The following is a 15,682-nucleotide window of genomic DNA, read 5'->3' as shown; positions in this document are numbered from 1 at the left end:
GCGCGGCCCATGCTCAGCTGCCTTCGCCGAACTTGTCGGCGATCAGGGCCAGCAAGGCGTCCATGGCTTCCTGGGCCTGGTCGCCGCTGGTTTCGATCTCGACCTCGGAGCCCAGGCCCGCGGCCAGCATCATCACGCCCATGATGCTCTTGGCATTGACGCGCCGGCCGCCGCGGCTCATCCAGACATCGCAAGGAAAAGTGCCGGCCAGGCGGGTGAGTTTGGCGGACGCGCGGGCGTGCAGGCCCAGCTTGTTGCCGATGGTCGTGGAGGTCTTGATCATGGACGGGTCGGTTCTGAAGGGGTCGCGCTCAGGCACACCTGCATCACGCCTTGGGTGCCGCCCACCACGGCGCGCTGCACCAGGGCGTCCAGCGGCTCGGCGCGGTAGCTGACGGCGCGCAGCAGCATCGGCAGGTTCACGCCGGTCACCAGCCTGGCGGGCAGGTCCGCCACCAGGCGCTGCGCGATGTTGCACGGGGTGGCGCCAAAGACATCGGTCAGCACCAGGGTGGGCGCTGCGGGCGCAGGCGCCAGCATGTGCCGCGCCTGCGCCAGCGTGTCGGCGGGCGCCGCATGCGGCAACACGTCGAGCGCGAGCACGGCATCGGCGCAGTCGGTGAACACATGCAGCGCGCATTCGCGCAGGGCATGGGCCAGCGGCGCGTGGGCGATGAGGAAGATGCGCGTGCTCATGGTGCGGTGGGTTGCAGCGCATTATGGCCGCGCGCGCGCACGACAAACCAGGCGTAGGCGGCGACATTGCAGGCCAGGTACAGGCCCATGGACCAGCGAAACGCCGCCATGGGCGTGGCGCCGGCGGCGGCAAAGGCGTCCAGCGCCAGACCAATGCCCCACTGCACTGCGAACACCCCGACAAAAATCACCAGGTTGTAGGCCGACAGCGCGCGCCCGGCCAGCGCCTGCGGAAACGCCAGCGCCAGCGCCGGCAGCGACAGCGAAACGAAGGTGCAGGCCACGCAGTACAGCGCCCAGGCCGCGGCACCGGCGCGTTCGCCCAGCACGATGAGGGCCGCCATTACCAGCAGGCTCAGGGGCACGCCTGCGGCCATGAGGCGGTTGGCGTCCACCCCCTTGCGCAGCAGCCAGTGGCTGGCCATGCCCCAGCCCCAGAAAGTGCACAGCATGGCGACATTGATCCAGAACAGGCCGGTCGCAGCCTCCAGCGCCGAGTAGCACGCCACCTGCTGCATCCACGGGCCGGCCCACAGTGTCTGCATGGCCACCATGCCCCCATAGGTGAAGAACCCCAGCGGCGCCAGGCGCACGAAGTACGGGTGCCGCCACACGGCCGCATAGCCGGACGGCGCCTGGGACGGCTCGGGCACCGCCCGGTCGTGCGCGCCCACCCAGGCCGGCACGCTGAACGAGATCCACCCCATCGCCAGCACGATGAGGGCCGCCAGACCCCAGAACAGCGGCCGCCACCCCGCCAGCGGCAGCAGCCACTGCACGGGCAGCGTGGAGGCGACCATGCCCAGCGATCCGGTCATGAGCATCCAGGAGTTGGCGCGCAACTGCGCCGTGGGCGTGTACCAGCGCCGATAACCCGTCAGCGGCGCCATCAGGCAGGCGCTAACGCCAGCGCCGCACAGCACACGGCCCGCCAGCAGGCCCGAAAAGTCCGTCGCCACCGAAAACAGCACGCAGCCCAGCACGGCCGCAACCAAAAAACCCAGCAGCACCCGCTTGGGGCCATGGCGGTCCAGCCAATTGCCCAGCGGCAGCTGCGTGGCGGCAAAGCCAAGAAAATACCCGCCCGACAGCAGGCCCAGGTCGCGGGCATGCATCTCGAACTCGCCGGCCAGGGTGGGCGCAAGCGTGGCGGTTACGGCACGCAGCAGGGCCGAAAGGAAGTAGGCGAAGGCAAACGCGAGGAAAACGGTCACGGCGGTGCGGCGCTGCAGCAGGTTCATTGCAGCTCCAGGCCCGAAAAAAAGCCTTCTGCCACCTCGGCGCGCGGCCCGGCGCTCAAGACCACGGCATGGCAGGCGCTCAGTTGCGGCCCCTGGACGCGCGCAAACCACACCGCCTGGGCGTGGACCGCTTCGCCGCCGGGCTGCCGTCCCTGCACCACGGTGCGCACCGACTGCGGCAGGTCGAGCGCGCCGACCGGCACGAAGGGGCTGTCTTGCGCAGCGCCGGGCTGCCCCGGGGCGGGCGCGCGCAGGCCTGCCAGCACCGCCGCGCGCCAATGGGCCAGCGCTGCGCCCGCCTGCGCGGGATTGGACAGCACGGCGCAGGCCACGGCGAAGGTCACACCATCGGCCGCACAGCCCGCCATGTCCACCGCGGTGTCCGTGCCCGCCAGTTCGATGCGGCGCTCCAGGTGTTCGGGCTTGCACGGCAGGCTGGCACGCAAGCCGATCTCGGGCAGGACCACGCTGCGCCAGTTCAGCGCGGGACTGCAGGCAGACAGGCACAGGGCCAACGCGGCAACAAGAATTCGGTCCATGCGGGGATTATGGTCAGGGTCGGTGCCGCGCAGTGCCCGGGGCCGAAGGCGGAACTTCTGCGCGCTGCCTGCGCTCCAAGCCCCTGACACGGCCAGTTGCTTTGCTGCCTTGACGTGCCGCGCTGGCACGGCTGCCGCACAATGGCGACCTGGGACGCTTTTTCGGATGGATTTTTATGCGTATCAAACATGGCGCCATGGCGCTGCTGGTAGCGGTGGTGGCGGGCCTAGGGGCCTGGGTGGCATGGGGCACGGGCAAGTCCCAGGCGCCCGAATCGACCTTTGTGCTGCTCGACGGCTCGCGCCAGAGCACGGCCGACCTGCGCGGCAAGGTCACGCTGGTGAACTTCTGGGCCACCAGCTGCACGACCTGCGTGGCCGAGATGCCCGAGGTCATCAGTACTTACAACAAGTATCACGCCAAGGGCTTTGACACGCTGGCCGTGGCCATGAGCTACGACCCGCCCAGCTACGTCGTCAATTTTGCCGAAACCCGCAAACTGCCTTTCAAGGTCGCCATCGACAATACCGGCGCGGTGGCGCGGGCCTGGGGCGATGTGCAACTCACGCCCACGACCTACATCGTCAACAAGCGCGGCGAGATCGTGAAGAGCTTCATCGGTCAGCCCAACTTCCCTGAACTGCACCGGCTGATCGAAAAGCTGCTGGCCGAGGCCTGACACCTCCCTTCGCGCAAGCCTTTGTCGCACGGCCCTCTCCGTCTGCTTCCGTCTGAGTTTCTGCGTCTCTGAGCAGAAACTGTTCCTGCGCCCCCGTAGAGAGCGCTCGGTTCATCCCACCGTGCCCTGGGAAGTGCATCCGGGGCGCCGCTGGTCAAGGTGAAGACCGCGTCCGTCACCCCGTGCGGCGCGCAGCCGGTCTCTCCGTGAGCACAACGGGGGGCGACTGGTTAACATCCGCGCACCGCCATGACCTCGCTCCGGAGCCGCCCCATGCTTTTGCCACCCCCGTGGCCGCGATGACCCAGTCCACGTCCCCCCTCCAGCCCACGCCGCTGCGGGCCCGCCAGGCACCGCTGGACAACTACCGCATGTCCGAGCGCTCGCTGCATGGCGACTTCGGCATCCGCGACGAGCATTCGGCCCTGCCCAATGCGGCACCGCACCGCCATGAGTATTTCCAGATCCATGTGCAGCTGCAGGGAAGCACCCAGCACTTCATTGGGGATGTGTGCCGCCCCGTGGAGGCGGGAACGGTGTGCTTCATCCTGCCGTTCACCACCCACTTCATCCCCACCGCACCGGGCAGCCGCTATTTCATCCTCAATGCGAGCCTGGCCTACCTGCTGCCTTCCCTGGACGTGGACCTGCAGGATCTGGCGCACACGCCCATCGAGCGCGCGCCCGAACTGGCGCCGTTCCGATTCCAGGAGCAGATCGACTTTGCACTTACGCCACGTGAGATGGCGCAGGTCGAGGCCCTGTGCAACGCCATGGCCGCAGAAGATGCGCAGCGTGCCACCGGCGCCACCATCCTGATCCGCGGCTACCTGCTGCAGCTCATCGGGCTGGTGTGGCGCCACTATGGCGAATCGCTGATGCACTGGGCCTCGGCACCGGCGTCGTCGCTGGCGCGCCATCCCACGCTGGCCCGGTTGCAGGCCTACCTCAAGGAACGCTTGCACCTGCCGGTCTCACTGGCCGACGCGGCCGCGGCCATCCATCTGTCGCCCACCTACCTGGCGCACCTGATCAAGCGCGAGACAGGGCAGACGTTCCTGGAATGCCTGACCAGCCGGCGCATGGCCTTTGCCCGCGAACTGCTGCTGCACACCAACCTCTCGATCAAGGAAATCGCGTTCCGCTGCGGGTTCGCCGACGAGGCCTACTTTGGCAAGCGCTTTCGCTTGGTGACCGGCAAAAGCCCTTCGTCCACCCGCGCCGAGCTGCGCAACACCGCACGGGTGTAGCGCGATCGGGACACGCGGTCGGCAGCGCAAGATCGTACCGGCAATGGACAGCCCATGACCTAACGCCGCACGGGCTTCGGCACGCAAGATGGGCGAACGACGGACCCGCACCCGCAGGTCGTCGATCGAAGAAAGACCCCCCGTGACCACCGACTCCGCAGCCCAGGCCCCGCAGGCGCTTGCCACCCCCGAACTTGCACCCAACACCGTTCCCATCGTCGGGCGCAGCGCGCCCTTTCCCGTGCGCCGCATCTACTGCGTTGGCCGCAACTATGTGGACCATATCCGTGAGATGAAGGAAGGCGACGAGCGCGACCCGCCGTTTTTCTTTCAGAAGCCCGCCGATGCGCTGGTCACTGACGGCGCCGTGCCCTACCCCAGTTTCACCGACGATTTTCAGTATGAGCTGGAGCTGGTGGTGGCGATGGGCCGCACACCCGACGCGGACGCGCCGCACAGCGTGCTCGACTGCGTGCTGGGCTACGCCGTGGGCCTGGACATGACGCGGCGCGACCGCCAACGCGAGTGCCTCCAGCAAGGCCGGCCTTGGGAAGCCGGCAAGTCCTTCGATGCCTCGGCGCCATGCGGCCCCATCTTGCCGGTCGAGGTTTCCGGCCATGTGCTGTCGGGTGCCTTGACATTGCACGTCAACGGCGCGGTGCGCCAGCAGTCGGTGCTCGAAAAAATGATCTGGAACGTGCCGGAAATCATCGTCCAGCTCTCACGCCAGTACCAGCTGATGCCCGGCGACCTGATCTACACCGGCACCCCTGCCGGCGTGGGCGCCGTCGGGCCCGGCGATGCGCTCGTGGGCCGCATTGACGGCCTGCCGCCGCTGGAAGTCACGATCACCGCAAGCCGCTAAGAGCCTCTGCGCCGCACAACAACCCAAGGAGACCGACATGACGCAACCTGCCCCCACCCCGAACTCAGTGCCGCCCCAAGCTCCGGCATGTGCGCACGGACGCCCCTTGCGGCTGCGCACGATGCTGGCGCCGCTGCTCACCGTGCTCTGCGCCCTGGGCAGCCCAGCCCATGCTGCCTCGCCTGCGGGCACCTACCCGGAGCGCCCCGTGACCATCGTCGTGCCCTTTGCCGCTGGCGGGGCGAGCGATGTGCTGGGCCGCCAGCTGGGCAAGCAACTGGAGCTGGCCCTGGGCCAGAGCTTCGTGGTGGACAACCGGGCCGGCGCGGGCGGCACCGTGGGCGCCGCATCCGCCGCACGCGCCACGCCCGACGGTTACACCCTGGTGATCGGCACCAATGCATCGCACGCGATTGCCGCCACCATCCACCGCAAGCTGCGCTACGACCCGCTCAAGGACTTCGTCCCGGTCACGCTGGTCGCCCATGTGCCGCAGGTGCTGATGGTGCACCCATCGGTTCCCGTGTCGAACGTGCAGGAGCTGATCGCCTTTGCGCGCAAGCACCCCGGCAAGCTCAACTTCAGCTCGGCGGGCAACGGCACACCGGGCCATCTGGGCATGGAGCTGTTCAAGATGATGGCCCAGGTGGACATGGTGCATGTCCCGTTCCAGGGCGGCAACCCCGCGCTGCTGGCGTTGACCGGCGGTCAGGTGGAGGTGCTGGCGGACAACGTGAACTCGGCCCTGCCCATGATAAAGGCCGGCAAGGTCAAGGCCATTGCCGTGACGTCGGCCAAGCGCTCGGGCGCCCTTCCCGATCTGCCCACCATTGCCGAGCAAGGGGTGGCCGGCTTCGACTCGGGTTCCTGGTTTGCGCTGTTTGCCCCTGCAGGCACGCCCGCCCCTGTGGTCGCACGCCTCAACGCGGAAACCATCAAAGCGCTCAACAACCCCACCGTGCGCAGCACGCTGGCCGCCCAGGGCGCCGAGCCCGAGGCAGGCACGCCCGAGGCGCTGACCCAGCTGATCCACAGTGACATCGCCAAGTGGGGCGCCGTGGTGAAAAAGATCGGCTTGACCGCAGACTGAGCGGCCCCGCGCCAGCCACCGAACGCGGCAAAGCGCAGGCGCTGCCCACGGTCGGTCCTACCCCTTAAAAAAAACCGGCCTCCCTGGAGGCCGGTTTTCTTGCAGCGTGATCCGCTGGCGCGCCATCAGCGGGCGCGGTAGGCGTCGTGGCAGGCCTTGCAGGACTTGGCGGCGTCGCCGAACGCCACCTTGAGGCTGTCGAGGTTGCCGGTCTTGGCGGCGGCAGCGAGCTTGGCGGTTTCGGTCTCCAGCTTCTCCGAGTGCTCCTTGAACTTGGCCGGCTCGTTCCAGAGGTCCGGCTTGGCCTTGGTGGGTGCCCCCTTGTCCGTCCCCGGGCCGAAACCTGTCCACGGCAGCCGGGCCATATTGGCCACCACATCGGCATTTTCCTGGGCGGCCTTGGCGTCAAAAGGCGCCTTGCCGTTGGCCATGGCGCCGATGCGCCCAAAATGCTGGCCCATCACGAACAGCGCCCCCTGGCGGTATTTGATGGCGTCCTCGGCCTTGGCAAACTGGGCGGCGGCCGGGGCCGACAGGGTGATGCAAGCGGCAGCCAAGGCCAATGCGGCGGTGGTTTTCATGGGCAAACGTCCTTTGGTGGGAAATAGACAGGCCAAACGGCCGCGTGCAGTATGTCGCCAGCGCCGCTGCGCGCAAGCGCCAGCCCCCAAAAATCGGAGCATTTCACTCCCTTAACACCAGACAGTCGGCGCTGCAGGCAAAGCATGCAACACTTTGGCCCCCCGACACTTGCGCCGCCGCGCGCTTACGCACATGGCCCACACGGTTCGCATCTGGGACCTTCCCACCCGCATTTTCCATTGGGCACTGGCTGCCAGCGTCACCGGCCTGGTGGTCAGTGCCAAGCTCGGCGGCAACGCCATGGTCTGGCACTTGCGCCTGGGCTATGTGGTGCTGGCGCTGCTGCTGTTCCGGCTGGTGTGGGGCCTCGTGGGCGGGCACTGGTCGCGCTTCTCCCGCTTCCTGTATGCGCCGTCGCGCGTGCTGCGCTACCTGCGCGGCCAGGGCCACCCCGAAGACAGCGTGGCACACAGCCCCCTCGGGGCGCTCTCGGTGTTTGCGCTGCTCGCCGCGCTGGCCCTGCAGGTGGGCAGCGGCCTGTTCAGCGACGATGAGATCGCGTTTGCGGGTCCGCTCACGCGCTTTGTCTCGAGCGACTGGGTGGGCCAGGCCACGGCCTACCACAAAGACATCGGCCAGTATCTGGTGCTGGCGCTGGTGGCGCTGCACCTGCTGGCCATCGCCTTTTACGTGTTCGTGAAAAAGCGAAAGCTGGTGCGTCCCATGCTGGTCGGCGACAAGGTCCTGCCCGTCCCCGTGCCGGCCTCGCGCGACGACGCCGGCACGCACCTGGCGGCGCTCACGGTGCTGGCGCTGAGCGCGGGTGCAGTGGCGTGGCTGGTGCAATGGGGCGGCTGACCCCCGCGGCGCTGTCCGCCCGCTCCCCCCTGCGCCGCTACACTGGTGGCTGCGATGTTGAGCCGTTAGTGCCGTGGACACCCCTTCCGTTACCCTGATGCCCCCCACCGACCCCGAAGAGCTCGATGCCGTGCGCACGCTGTTCCGGGAATATGCCGACAGCCTGGGCGTGGACCTGGACTTCCAGAATTTTGACGCCGAGCTGGGCGCGCTGCCCGGCGAATATGCGCCGCCGCGCGGACAGCTCCTGCTGGCCCGGGTCGACGGCGCCGTGGCCGGCTGCTGCGCGCTGCGGCCTCTGGACAATGCCGACTACCCCAACGCCAGCGAGATGAAGCGCCTGTATGTGCGCAAGGCCTTCCGCGGCTTCGGCCTGGGCCGGCAGCTCGCCGAAGCCATGCTCGACGCGGCGCGCCAGGCCGGCTACGCCTGTGTGCTGCTCGACACGCTCGACGACATGGAGTCGGCACGTGCCCTGTACACCGACCTGGGCTTCGAGGACATTCCGCCCTATTACCACAACCCGCTGCCAGGATCGCACTACCTCAAGGTCGATATTGTTTGATCAAAACAGGCTCCAGCGCTTATACAGTAAGCGCCAGTAGCTCCTGTTTTTATATCTTGCCAGGGCCCGATACGCTCAGGCGCGGGCCTGGGCCAGCAACGTTGCGGCATCGCTGACATCGAACTTGCCCGGTGCTTCATTGTTCAGCTGCACGACCTTGCCGTCTTTCACGAGCATGGAGTAGCGGTTGCTGCGCAGCCCCAGGCCCTTGCCGTGGAGGTCCAGCGTCAGGCCCGTCGCCTTGGCAAAAGCGGCGTCGCCGTCGGCCAGCATGCGCAGCTTGCCGCCGGTTTTCTGGTCGCGTGCCCAGGCCCCCATGACGAAGGCGTCGTTCACGGCCAAGCACCAGATCTCGTCCACGCCCGCGGCCTGGAACTCGGCGGCCTTTTCGACAAAGCCGGGCACATGCTTGGCCGAGCAGGTGGGCGTGAACGCGCCGGGCACGGCAAACAGGGCAATCGTCTTTCCGGCGCTCGCCTGTTGCACATTCACGGGGTTGGGGCCGATGCTGCAGCCGTTGCCTTCCACCTCCATATATTCCATCAGGGTGCAGGCCGGCAGGGTGTCGCCAATTTTGATCATCTGAGTCTCCGAAAAGTTGGGTGGAGGGTGTCGCGCGGAACACGGCGCCCCAAAAAAGAAAAGCGACCCACATTGTGGGTCGCTTCGAGGGGCTTTGCAGCGCGCAGCCAGGGAAGGCTTACACCAGCGTGGCCTTTGTCACCAGGCGCGTAGCGACCCAATTCTTGGTCTTCGAGAGCGGACGGCTTTCGGTGATCTCGATCACGTCGCCCGTCTTGTACTCGTTGTTTTCGTCGTGCGCGTGGTACTTGCTCGACTTGCCGACGATCTTGCCGTAGAGCTCGTGCTTCACACGGCGCTCGATCAGCACGGTCACGGTCTTCTCACGCTTGTCGCTGACCACCTTGCCAACCAAGGTGCGCTTGAGGGATTTTTTAGCTTCCGTCATGTGTGCTCCTTACTTGGCGGCTTGCTTTTGGGCAAGGATGGTCTTGGCGCGGGCGATGTCACGGCGCGTGGTGCGCAGCGTGCCAGTGTTGCCCAGTTGTTGCGTGGCCTTTTGCATGCGCAGTCCGAAATGGGCCTTTTGCAGGGCCTTGATTTCGTCCTTGATGCCAGCGACGTCTTTTTGGCGCAATTCAGCAGTCTTCATATCCATATCTCCTGAATCACTGGCCCACCATGCGCGCCACGAACGTGGTGCGCAGGGGCAGCTTGGCAGCCGCCAGACGGAAGGCTTCGCGGGCGAGTTCTTCGGGCACGCCGACGATCTCGAACACGATCTTGCCGGGCTGGATTTCAGCCACGTAGTACTCGGGGTTGCCCTTACCGTTACCCATGCGCACTTCGGCGGGCTTGGTCGAGATCGGCTTGTCCGGGAACACGCGGATCCAGATCCGGCCGCCACGCTTGACGTGGCGCGAAATGGCACGGCGCGCAGCTTCGAGCTGGCGGGCCGTCAGACGGCCACGGTCGGTGCACTTCAGACCGAAATCACCGAACGCCACCGAGTTGCCCCGGGTAGCGATGCCAGTGTTGCGGCCTTTTTGTTCCTTGCGGAACTTGCGGCGAGCAGGTTGCAGCATCTTTTATTCTCCTTTTCCGTCCGCTGCTGTAGCGGGCGCGTCTACTTTGCGAACGCGCTTAACGGCGGTTGCGTCGGCGCCACCGGCGCCGGCGGGCTTGTCGCTGCCATCGGCAGGTGCCACATTGGCACCCACGGGGCGGCGCGGGCCGCCACGGCCTGCACCGGCACCACGGTCGTTGCGGTCGCCAGGGCGGCCGTCACGGCGCGGGCCGCGGGGGCGGCGCTCGTCGTCTGGACGCGGTGTTTCCACTGCGGGCAGATCGTTGCGGCCCAGCGTGTCACCCTTGTAGACCCAGACCTTGACGCCGATGACGCCGTAGGTGGTCTTGGCTTCCGAGGTGCCGTAGTCGATGTCGGCGCGCAGCGTGTGAAGTGGCACGCGGCCTTCGCGGTACCACTCGCAACGTGCGATTTCGATGCCGTTCAAACGGCCCGACGACATGATCTTGATGCCCAGGGCGCCCAGGCGCATGGCGTTCTGCATGGCGCGCTTCATCGCGCGGCGGAACATGATGCGCTTTTCGAGCTGCTGGGTGATCGAGTCGGCGATCAGCTTGGCATCGATTTCGGGCTTGCGCACTTCTTCGATGTTCACGGCCACTGGCACGCCCAGGCGGGTTGCCAGTTCGCGCTTGAGGTTCTCGATGTCTTCACCCTTCTTGCCGATCACCACGCCCGGACGTGCCGAGTAGATGGTGATGCGGGCGTTCTTGGCAGGACGCTCGATCAGGATGCGCGACACGGCCGCGTTCTTGAGCTTGGCCTTGAGGTACTCACGCACCTTGATGTCTTCGGCCAGCATGCCGGCGAAGTCGCGGTTGCTGGCGTACCAACGGCTTGCCCAGTTGCGGCTGACCGCCAGGCGGAAGCCGGTAGGATGGATTTTCTGTCCCATAGTCTTCCTTGGCCTCAGTTACCAACCGTCACGTACACATGGCACGTGGGCTTGCTGATGCGGTTGCCGCGGCCTTTGGCGCGCGCGGTGAAGCGCTTGAGCGTGGTGCCTTGTTCGACGTAGATGGTCTTGACCTTCAGCTCGTCGATGTCGGCGCCATCGTTGTGTTCGGCGTTGGCGATGGCCGACTCCAGAACCTTCTTGACGATGCCCGCAGCTTTTTTCTGCGTGAAGCTCAAGATGTTCAGGGCCTGGTCCACCTTCTTGCCGCGGATCAGGTCAGCGACCAGACGGCCTTTGTCGACCGACAGACGGACGCCCCGGAGGACTGCACGTGTTTCAGACATGGTCGTTCCTTATTTCTTCTGGACTTTTTTGTCCGCGGGGTGACCCTTGAAGGTGCGCGTCAGGGCGAATTCGCCCAGCTTGTGGCCCACCATCTGGTCGGTGACGTACACCGGTACGTGCTGCTTGCCGTTGTGCACGGCGATGGTCAGACCGATGAAATCGGGCAGAACCATGGAGCGACGCGACCAGGTCTTCACTGGCTTCTTGTCCTTGGTGGCGACGGCTTTTTCAACCTTTGCCAGCAAGTGATGGTCAACAAACGGACCCTTTTTGAGAGAGCGAGTCATTTGCTACCCCTTACTTCTTGCGACGCGACACAATCATTCCTTGTGTGCGCTTGTTGTTGCGGGTGCGATAACCCTTGGTCAGATTGCCCCAAGGATCGACAGCATGACGGCCTTCACCAGTGCGGCCTTCACCACCACCGTGTGGGTGGTCGACCGGGTTCATGGCCACGCCACGCACGGTCGGGCGGATGCCCATCCAGCGCTTGACGCCGGCCTTGCCCAGTTGGCGCAGGCTGTGCTCTTCGTTGGCGACTTCGCCAATGGTGGCGCGGCACTCGATGTGAATGCGGCGCACTTCGCCCGAGCGCATGCGCACTTGTGCGTACATGGTCTCACGGGCCAGCAGCGTGGCCGAGGCACCGGCCGAGCGTGCGATCTGCGCACCAGCACCGGGCTTGAGCTCGATGCAGTGGATGGTCGAACCCACGGGGATGTTGCGGATCGGCAGCGTGTTGCCAGCGCGGATCGGGGCTTCGGAGCCGCTCATGAGCGTGCTGCCGACTTCCAGGCCACGGGGGGCAATGATGTAGCGGCGCTCACCGTCGGCGTAGCACACCAGAGCGATGTGGGCCGTGCGGTTCGGGTCGTACTCGATGCGCTCGACCTTGGCGGCGATGCCATCCTTGTTGCGCTTGAAGTCCACCACGCGGTAGTGGTGCTTGTGACCACCGCCCTTGTGGCGCGTCGTGATGTGGCCGTTGTTGTTGCGGCCGGCCTTCTGGAACTGGGGCTCCAGCAGCGGCGCGTAACCCTCACCCTTGTACAGGTGATCGCGGGACACCTTCACCACGGCACGTTGGCCGGGCGAAGTCGGTTTCATTTTGATGACAGCCATGATTACGCAGCCTCCCCGGAGAGGTTCAGCTCTTGACCGGGTTTGAGCGTCACATAGGCCTTGCGCACGTTGTCACGGCGGCCCATGGTCTTGCCAAAACGCTTGGTCTTGCCTTTGGTGTTGAGCACCGAGACGCCCTTGACCTCGACCTTGAACATCAATTCCACAGCGGCCTTGATTTCGGTCTTGGTGGCGGTCTGCAGCACCTTGAACGTCACAGCGTTGGACTTTTCAGCAACCATGGTGGCCTTCTCGGACACGATGGGAGCGACCAGCACCTGCATCAGACGACCTTCGTCAAACTTGGGGCTATTCATGCGAACATCTCCTTGAGCTTGTCGATCGCGCCCTTGGTGACGATGACCTTCTTGTAATGCACGAGCGACACGGGATCGGCATAACGGGGCTCAACGACGAGCACGTTCACCAGATTGCGCGAAGCCAGGTACAGGTTCTCGTCCACTTCCTCGGCAATCACCATGACGGACTGCAGGTTCATCGCCTTGAACTTGTCGGCGAGCACCTTGGTCTTGGGCGATTCGAGCTTGAGCGAGTCCACCACAGCCAGACGGCCTTCGCGGGCCAGCTGCGAGAAGATCGAAGCCATACCAGCGCGGTACATCTTCTTGTTGATCTTCTGCGTGAAGTTTTCGTCGGGCATGTTCGGGAAAATCCGACCACCCCCGCGCCACAGAGGCGAAGACGTCATACCGGCGCGTGCGCGGCCGGTGCCCTTTTGCTTGAAGGGCTTCTTGGTGGAGTGGCGAACCTGCTCGCGGTCCTTCTGGGCACGGGTGCCCTGGCGGCCGTTGGCGCGATAAGCGACCACGATCTGGTGCACCAGATCTTCGTTGTATTCACGACCAAACACGGTCTCGGGCGCATCGAACTTGGATGCGGCCTGGCCTTGGTCATTCAGGAGTTCGAGCTGCATTAGTTCGCTCCTTTGGATGCGGTTGCCTTGATGGCAGGACGCACCGTCACGAAGCCACCCTTGGAGCCCGGAACAGCGCCCTTGATCAAGAGCAGTTGGCGTGCTTCGTCAATGCGAATCACGTCGAGGTTTTGCGTGGTCACGGTGTCGACACCCATGTGACCGGTCATGCGCTTGCCCGGAAACACACGGCCCGGATCTTGCGCCATACCGATGGAGCCCGGCACGTTGTGCGAACGGCTGTTGCCGTGCGACGCGCGCTGCGAGGCCATGTTGTGGCGCTTGATGGTGCCGGCGTAGCCTTTACCGATCGAGGTGCCTTGCACGTCGACTTTCTGGCCCACGGCGAAGAGCGCCGCTGCGGGAACCGTGGCGCCAGCAGGATACTGGGCGGCGGTTTCGGCGGTGACGCGAAATTCCTGGATGATTTCACCGGCTTCGACGCCAGCTTTTGCCAGGTGACCTGCTTCGGGCTTGGTCACGCGCGATGCTTTGCGCGAACCGAACGTGACCTGCAGGGCCACGTAGCCATCGTTCTCTTGGGTTTTGACCTGGGTCACGCGGTTGTTAGACACATCCACCACTGTGACAGGAACGGCGTCCCCATCATCAGTGAACAGACGCATCATGCCCACCTTGCGGCCCAGCAACCCCAGGGAGTTGCTCAGACTCATTTGTTTCTCCAAAACTTCCACCGCCGCGACTTCAATTGGCCACGGCGTTGCACTTGCGTGCATGAAAGGCGGTTGATAAAACTTCGCCCGTTTTGCGTGTGCAAAAAGGCGAAGCCGCAAAGTATAACGCGAACCGCTTTTTCAAGCAAGTTCGCGCCACTTTCACGGGTCCGGCCTGGAGATCGGCCGGACAAAGCTGCTTTTACTGCAGCTTGATTTCGACGTCCACACCAGCCGGCAGGTCGAGCTTCATCAGCGCGTCCACGGTCTTGTCGGTGGGGTCCACGATATCCATCAGGCGCTGGTGCGTGCGGATTTCCAGCTGGTCGCGGCTGGTCTTGTTGACGTGCGGCGAGCGCAGGATGTCAAAACGCTTCATGCGCGTCGGCAGGGGCACGGGGCCCTTGACGATGGCGCCGGTGCGCTTGGCGGTGTCAACGATCTCGGCAGCGGACTGGTCGATCAGCTTGTAGTCAAACGCCTTCAGGCGGATGCGGATTTTTTGCTTGGACATGGCAAGTTCCTTGTTCTGCTTAAAAATTAAGCAATGATCTTGGCCACGACGCCAGCGCCCACGGTGCGGCCGCCTTCGCGGATGGCAAAGCGCAGGCCCTCTTCCATGGCGATGGGGTTGATCAGCTTGACGGTGATCGACACGTTGTCGCCCGGCATGACCATTTCCTTGCCTTCGGGCAGCTCGATGGCGCCCGTCACGTCCGTCGTGCGGAAGTAGAACTGGGGGCGGTAGTTGTTGAAGAAGGGCGTGTGGCGGCCGCCTTCGTCCTTCGACAGAACGTACACCTCGGCCGTGAAGTGCGTGTGCGGCTTGATCGAGCCGGGCTTGCACAGCACCTGGCCGCGCTCGACGTCTTCGCGCTTGGTGCCGCGCAGCAGCAGGCCCACGTTGTCGCCGGCCTGGCCCTGGTCGAGCAGCTTGCGGAACATTTCCACGCCCGTGCAGGTGGTCTTGACCGTGTCCTTGATGCCGACGATTTCGATTTCTTCGCCGACCTTGATGATGCCGCGCTCGATGCGGCCCGTGACCACGGTGCCGCGGCCAGAGATCGAGAACACGTCTTCGACGGGCATCAGGAAGGCGCCGTCCACCGCGCGCTCAGGCGTGGGGATGTAGCTGTCGAGGGCATCGGCGAGCTTGAGGATGGCCTGTTCGCCCAGCGGGCCGGTGTCGCCTTCGAGGGCGAGCTTGGCAGAGCCGCGGATGATCGGGGTGTCGTCGCCGGGGAAGTCGTACTTGTCGAGCAGCTCGCGCACTTCCATCTCGACGAGCTCAAGCAGCTCCTCGTCGTCGACCATGTCGCACTTGTTGAGGAACACGATGATGTAGGGCACGCCCACCTGGCGGGCCAGCAGGATGTGCTCGCGCGTCTGGGGCATGGGGCCGTCAGCGGCCGAGCACACCAGGATGGCGCCGTCCATCTGCGCGGCGCCCGTGATCATGTTCTTCACATAGTCGGCGTGGCCGGGGCAGTCCACGTGCGCGTAGTGGCGGCCGGTGGTTTCGTACTCGACGTGCGAGGTGTTGATCGTGATGCCGCGGGCCTTTTCTTCGGGCGCGTTGTCGATCTGCGAGTAGTCCTTGGCTTCGCCGCCGAACTTCTTGGACAGCACCGTGGCAATCGCTGCCGTCAGCGTCGTCTTGCCATGGTCGACGTGGCCGATCGTGCCCACGTTGACGTGCGGCTTGGTGCGTTCAAACTTACCTTTTGCCATTTT

At 65.1% G+C, this 15,682-nt stretch carries 23 protein-coding genes and 1 pseudogene; 6 read left to right on the top strand and 18 right to left on the bottom strand.

The window, feature by feature from the left end; genetic code table 11:
- Window positions 1-13 precede the first annotated feature (13 nt).
- The 4 genes and pseudogenes from B2J86_RS15400 to B2J86_RS15385 all read right to left on the bottom strand — a co-directional run bounded on the left by B2J86_RS15400 (window position 14) and on the right by B2J86_RS15385 (window position 2,476).
- Entirely contained in the window at window positions 14-283 is a 270-nt protein-coding gene (locus tag B2J86_RS15400; protein WP_173026039.1) for an HPr family phosphocarrier protein, read from the bottom strand.
- Window positions 255-696 (bottom strand): annotated as a pseudogene (locus tag B2J86_RS15395) (PTS sugar transporter subunit IIA); the annotation flags it as partial. The gene B2J86_RS15400 and the pseudogene B2J86_RS15395, both read right to left, overlap by 29 nt.
- Window positions 693-1,937, bottom strand: coding sequence for an MFS transporter (locus B2J86_RS15390; protein ID WP_173026038.1), 1,245 nt, complete (start codon window positions 1,935-1,937; stop codon window positions 693-695). The gene B2J86_RS15390 and the pseudogene B2J86_RS15395, both read right to left, overlap by 4 nt.
- Entirely contained in the window at window positions 1,934-2,476 is a 543-nt protein-coding gene (locus B2J86_RS15385) for a hypothetical protein (RefSeq protein ID WP_173026037.1), read from the bottom strand. Before B2J86_RS15385 ends, B2J86_RS15390 begins: the two co-directional genes overlap by 4 nt.
- 176 nt (window positions 2,477-2,652) lie before the next feature.
- Between B2J86_RS15385 and B2J86_RS15380 the strand changes: the two genes are divergently transcribed.
- The 4 genes from B2J86_RS15380 to B2J86_RS15365 all read left to right on the top strand — a co-directional run bounded on the left by B2J86_RS15380 (window position 2,653) and on the right by B2J86_RS15365 (window position 6,361).
- On the top strand, window positions 2,653-3,156 hold the full coding sequence (locus B2J86_RS15380) for a TlpA disulfide reductase family protein (protein WP_173026036.1): 504 nt from the start codon (window positions 2,653-2,655) through the stop codon (window positions 3,154-3,156).
- 299 nt (window positions 3,157-3,455) lie between these two features.
- Window positions 3,456-4,406, top strand: a complete 951-nt coding sequence (locus B2J86_RS15375; protein ID WP_169168096.1) for an AraC family transcriptional regulator — start codon at window positions 3,456-3,458, stop codon at window positions 4,404-4,406.
- Window positions 4,407-4,548: 142 nt separating this feature from the next.
- The gene (locus B2J86_RS15370) at window positions 4,549-5,271 is read left to right on the top strand and encodes a fumarylacetoacetate hydrolase family protein (protein ID WP_371736585.1); all 723 of its coding nucleotides are present in this window, start codon (window positions 4,549-4,551) and stop codon (window positions 5,269-5,271) included.
- A gap of 37 nt (window positions 5,272-5,308) precedes the next feature.
- On the top strand, window positions 5,309-6,361 hold the full coding sequence (locus B2J86_RS15365) for a tripartite tricarboxylate transporter substrate binding protein (protein ID WP_206042698.1): 1,053 nt from the start codon (window positions 5,309-5,311) through the stop codon (window positions 6,359-6,361).
- Between the two features lie 125 nt (window positions 6,362-6,486).
- Here B2J86_RS15365 and B2J86_RS15360 read toward each other — a convergent pair whose 3' ends face one another.
- Window positions 6,487-6,942, bottom strand: a complete 456-nt coding sequence (locus B2J86_RS15360) for a cytochrome c (RefSeq protein WP_169168098.1) — start codon at window positions 6,940-6,942, stop codon at window positions 6,487-6,489.
- A gap of 193 nt (window positions 6,943-7,135) precedes the next feature.
- Here B2J86_RS15360 and B2J86_RS15355 point away from each other — a divergent pair, with 193 nt between their 5' ends.
- On the top strand, window positions 7,136-7,801 hold the full coding sequence (locus B2J86_RS15355) for a cytochrome b/b6 domain-containing protein (protein WP_173026034.1): 666 nt from the start codon (window positions 7,136-7,138) through the stop codon (window positions 7,799-7,801).
- Between the two features lie 73 nt (window positions 7,802-7,874).
- Window positions 7,875-8,366, top strand: a complete 492-nt coding sequence (locus B2J86_RS15350; RefSeq protein WP_173026033.1) for a GNAT family N-acetyltransferase — start codon at window positions 7,875-7,877, stop codon at window positions 8,364-8,366.
- Window positions 8,367-8,441: 75 nt separating this feature from the next.
- On the opposite strand, the gene B2J86_RS15345 is transcribed toward B2J86_RS15350, so the two are convergent.
- The 13 genes from B2J86_RS15345 to tuf form a co-directional block, all read right to left on the bottom strand.
- The gene (locus B2J86_RS15345) at window positions 8,442-8,948 is read right to left on the bottom strand and encodes a peroxiredoxin (RefSeq protein ID WP_169168101.1); all 507 of its coding nucleotides are present in this window, start codon (window positions 8,946-8,948) and stop codon (window positions 8,442-8,444) included.
- Between the two features lie 118 nt (window positions 8,949-9,066).
- A complete protein-coding gene (rpsQ, locus tag B2J86_RS15340; protein WP_169168102.1) occupies window positions 9,067-9,336 on the bottom strand; it encodes a 30S ribosomal protein S17 in 270 nt (89 codons plus the stop codon).
- 9 nt (window positions 9,337-9,345) lie between these two features.
- Entirely contained in the window at window positions 9,346-9,540 is a 195-nt protein-coding gene (rpmC, locus tag B2J86_RS15335) for a 50S ribosomal protein L29 (protein WP_169168103.1), read from the bottom strand.
- A 16-nt stretch (window positions 9,541-9,556) separates the two neighbouring features.
- Window positions 9,557-9,973, bottom strand: a complete 417-nt coding sequence (gene rplP, locus B2J86_RS15330) for a 50S ribosomal protein L16 (protein WP_169168104.1) — start codon at window positions 9,971-9,973, stop codon at window positions 9,557-9,559.
- 3 nt (window positions 9,974-9,976) lie between these two features.
- Complete coding sequence (gene rpsC, locus B2J86_RS15325; protein ID WP_169168105.1) at window positions 9,977-10,870, bottom strand: 30S ribosomal protein S3; 894 nt, start codon at window positions 10,868-10,870, stop codon at window positions 9,977-9,979.
- Window positions 10,871-10,884: 14 nt separating this feature from the next.
- Window positions 10,885-11,217: a 50S ribosomal protein L22 gene (rplV, locus tag B2J86_RS15320; protein WP_100412086.1), complete on the bottom strand. Its 333-nt coding sequence runs from the start codon at window positions 11,215-11,217 to the stop codon at window positions 10,885-10,887.
- 9 nt (window positions 11,218-11,226) lie between these two features.
- Complete coding sequence (rpsS, locus tag B2J86_RS15315; protein ID WP_007847809.1) at window positions 11,227-11,505, bottom strand: 30S ribosomal protein S19; 279 nt, start codon at window positions 11,503-11,505, stop codon at window positions 11,227-11,229.
- Window positions 11,506-11,515: 10 nt separating this feature from the next.
- Window positions 11,516-12,340, bottom strand: coding sequence for a 50S ribosomal protein L2 (gene rplB, locus B2J86_RS15310; protein ID WP_169168106.1), 825 nt, complete (start codon window positions 12,338-12,340; stop codon window positions 11,516-11,518).
- Between the two features lie 2 nt (window positions 12,341-12,342).
- Complete coding sequence (gene rplW, locus B2J86_RS15305; RefSeq protein ID WP_169168107.1) at window positions 12,343-12,657, bottom strand: 50S ribosomal protein L23; 315 nt, start codon at window positions 12,655-12,657, stop codon at window positions 12,343-12,345.
- Window positions 12,654-13,274 carry a 50S ribosomal protein L4 gene (gene rplD / locus B2J86_RS15300; RefSeq protein ID WP_169168108.1) on the bottom strand — a complete coding sequence of 207 codons (621 nt, stop codon included), beginning with the start codon at window positions 13,272-13,274 and terminating at the stop codon, window positions 12,654-12,656. Before rplD ends, rplW begins: the two co-directional genes overlap by 4 nt.
- On the bottom strand, window positions 13,274-13,948 hold the full coding sequence (rplC, locus tag B2J86_RS15295) for a 50S ribosomal protein L3 (protein ID WP_169168109.1): 675 nt from the start codon (window positions 13,946-13,948) through the stop codon (window positions 13,274-13,276). Before rplC ends, rplD begins: the two co-directional genes overlap by 1 nt.
- Before the next feature lie 202 nt (window positions 13,949-14,150).
- A complete protein-coding gene (gene rpsJ / locus B2J86_RS15290) occupies window positions 14,151-14,462 on the bottom strand; it encodes a 30S ribosomal protein S10 (protein WP_005796953.1) in 312 nt (103 codons plus the stop codon).
- Window positions 14,463-14,488: 26 nt separating this feature from the next.
- Window positions 14,489-15,679, bottom strand: coding sequence for an elongation factor Tu (gene tuf, locus B2J86_RS15285; RefSeq protein ID WP_169636161.1), 1,191 nt, complete (start codon window positions 15,677-15,679; stop codon window positions 14,489-14,491).
- Between the last annotated feature and the right edge of the window lie 3 nt (window positions 15,680-15,682).

The organism is Acidovorax sp. SRB_14 (assembly GCF_012932145.1).
Classification (GTDB): Bacteria; Pseudomonadota; Gammaproteobacteria; order Burkholderiales; family Burkholderiaceae_C; genus Simplicispira.
The sequence above is the reverse complement of the archived record's forward strand: the minus strand, read 5'-3'. Positions and strand labels throughout refer to the sequence as shown.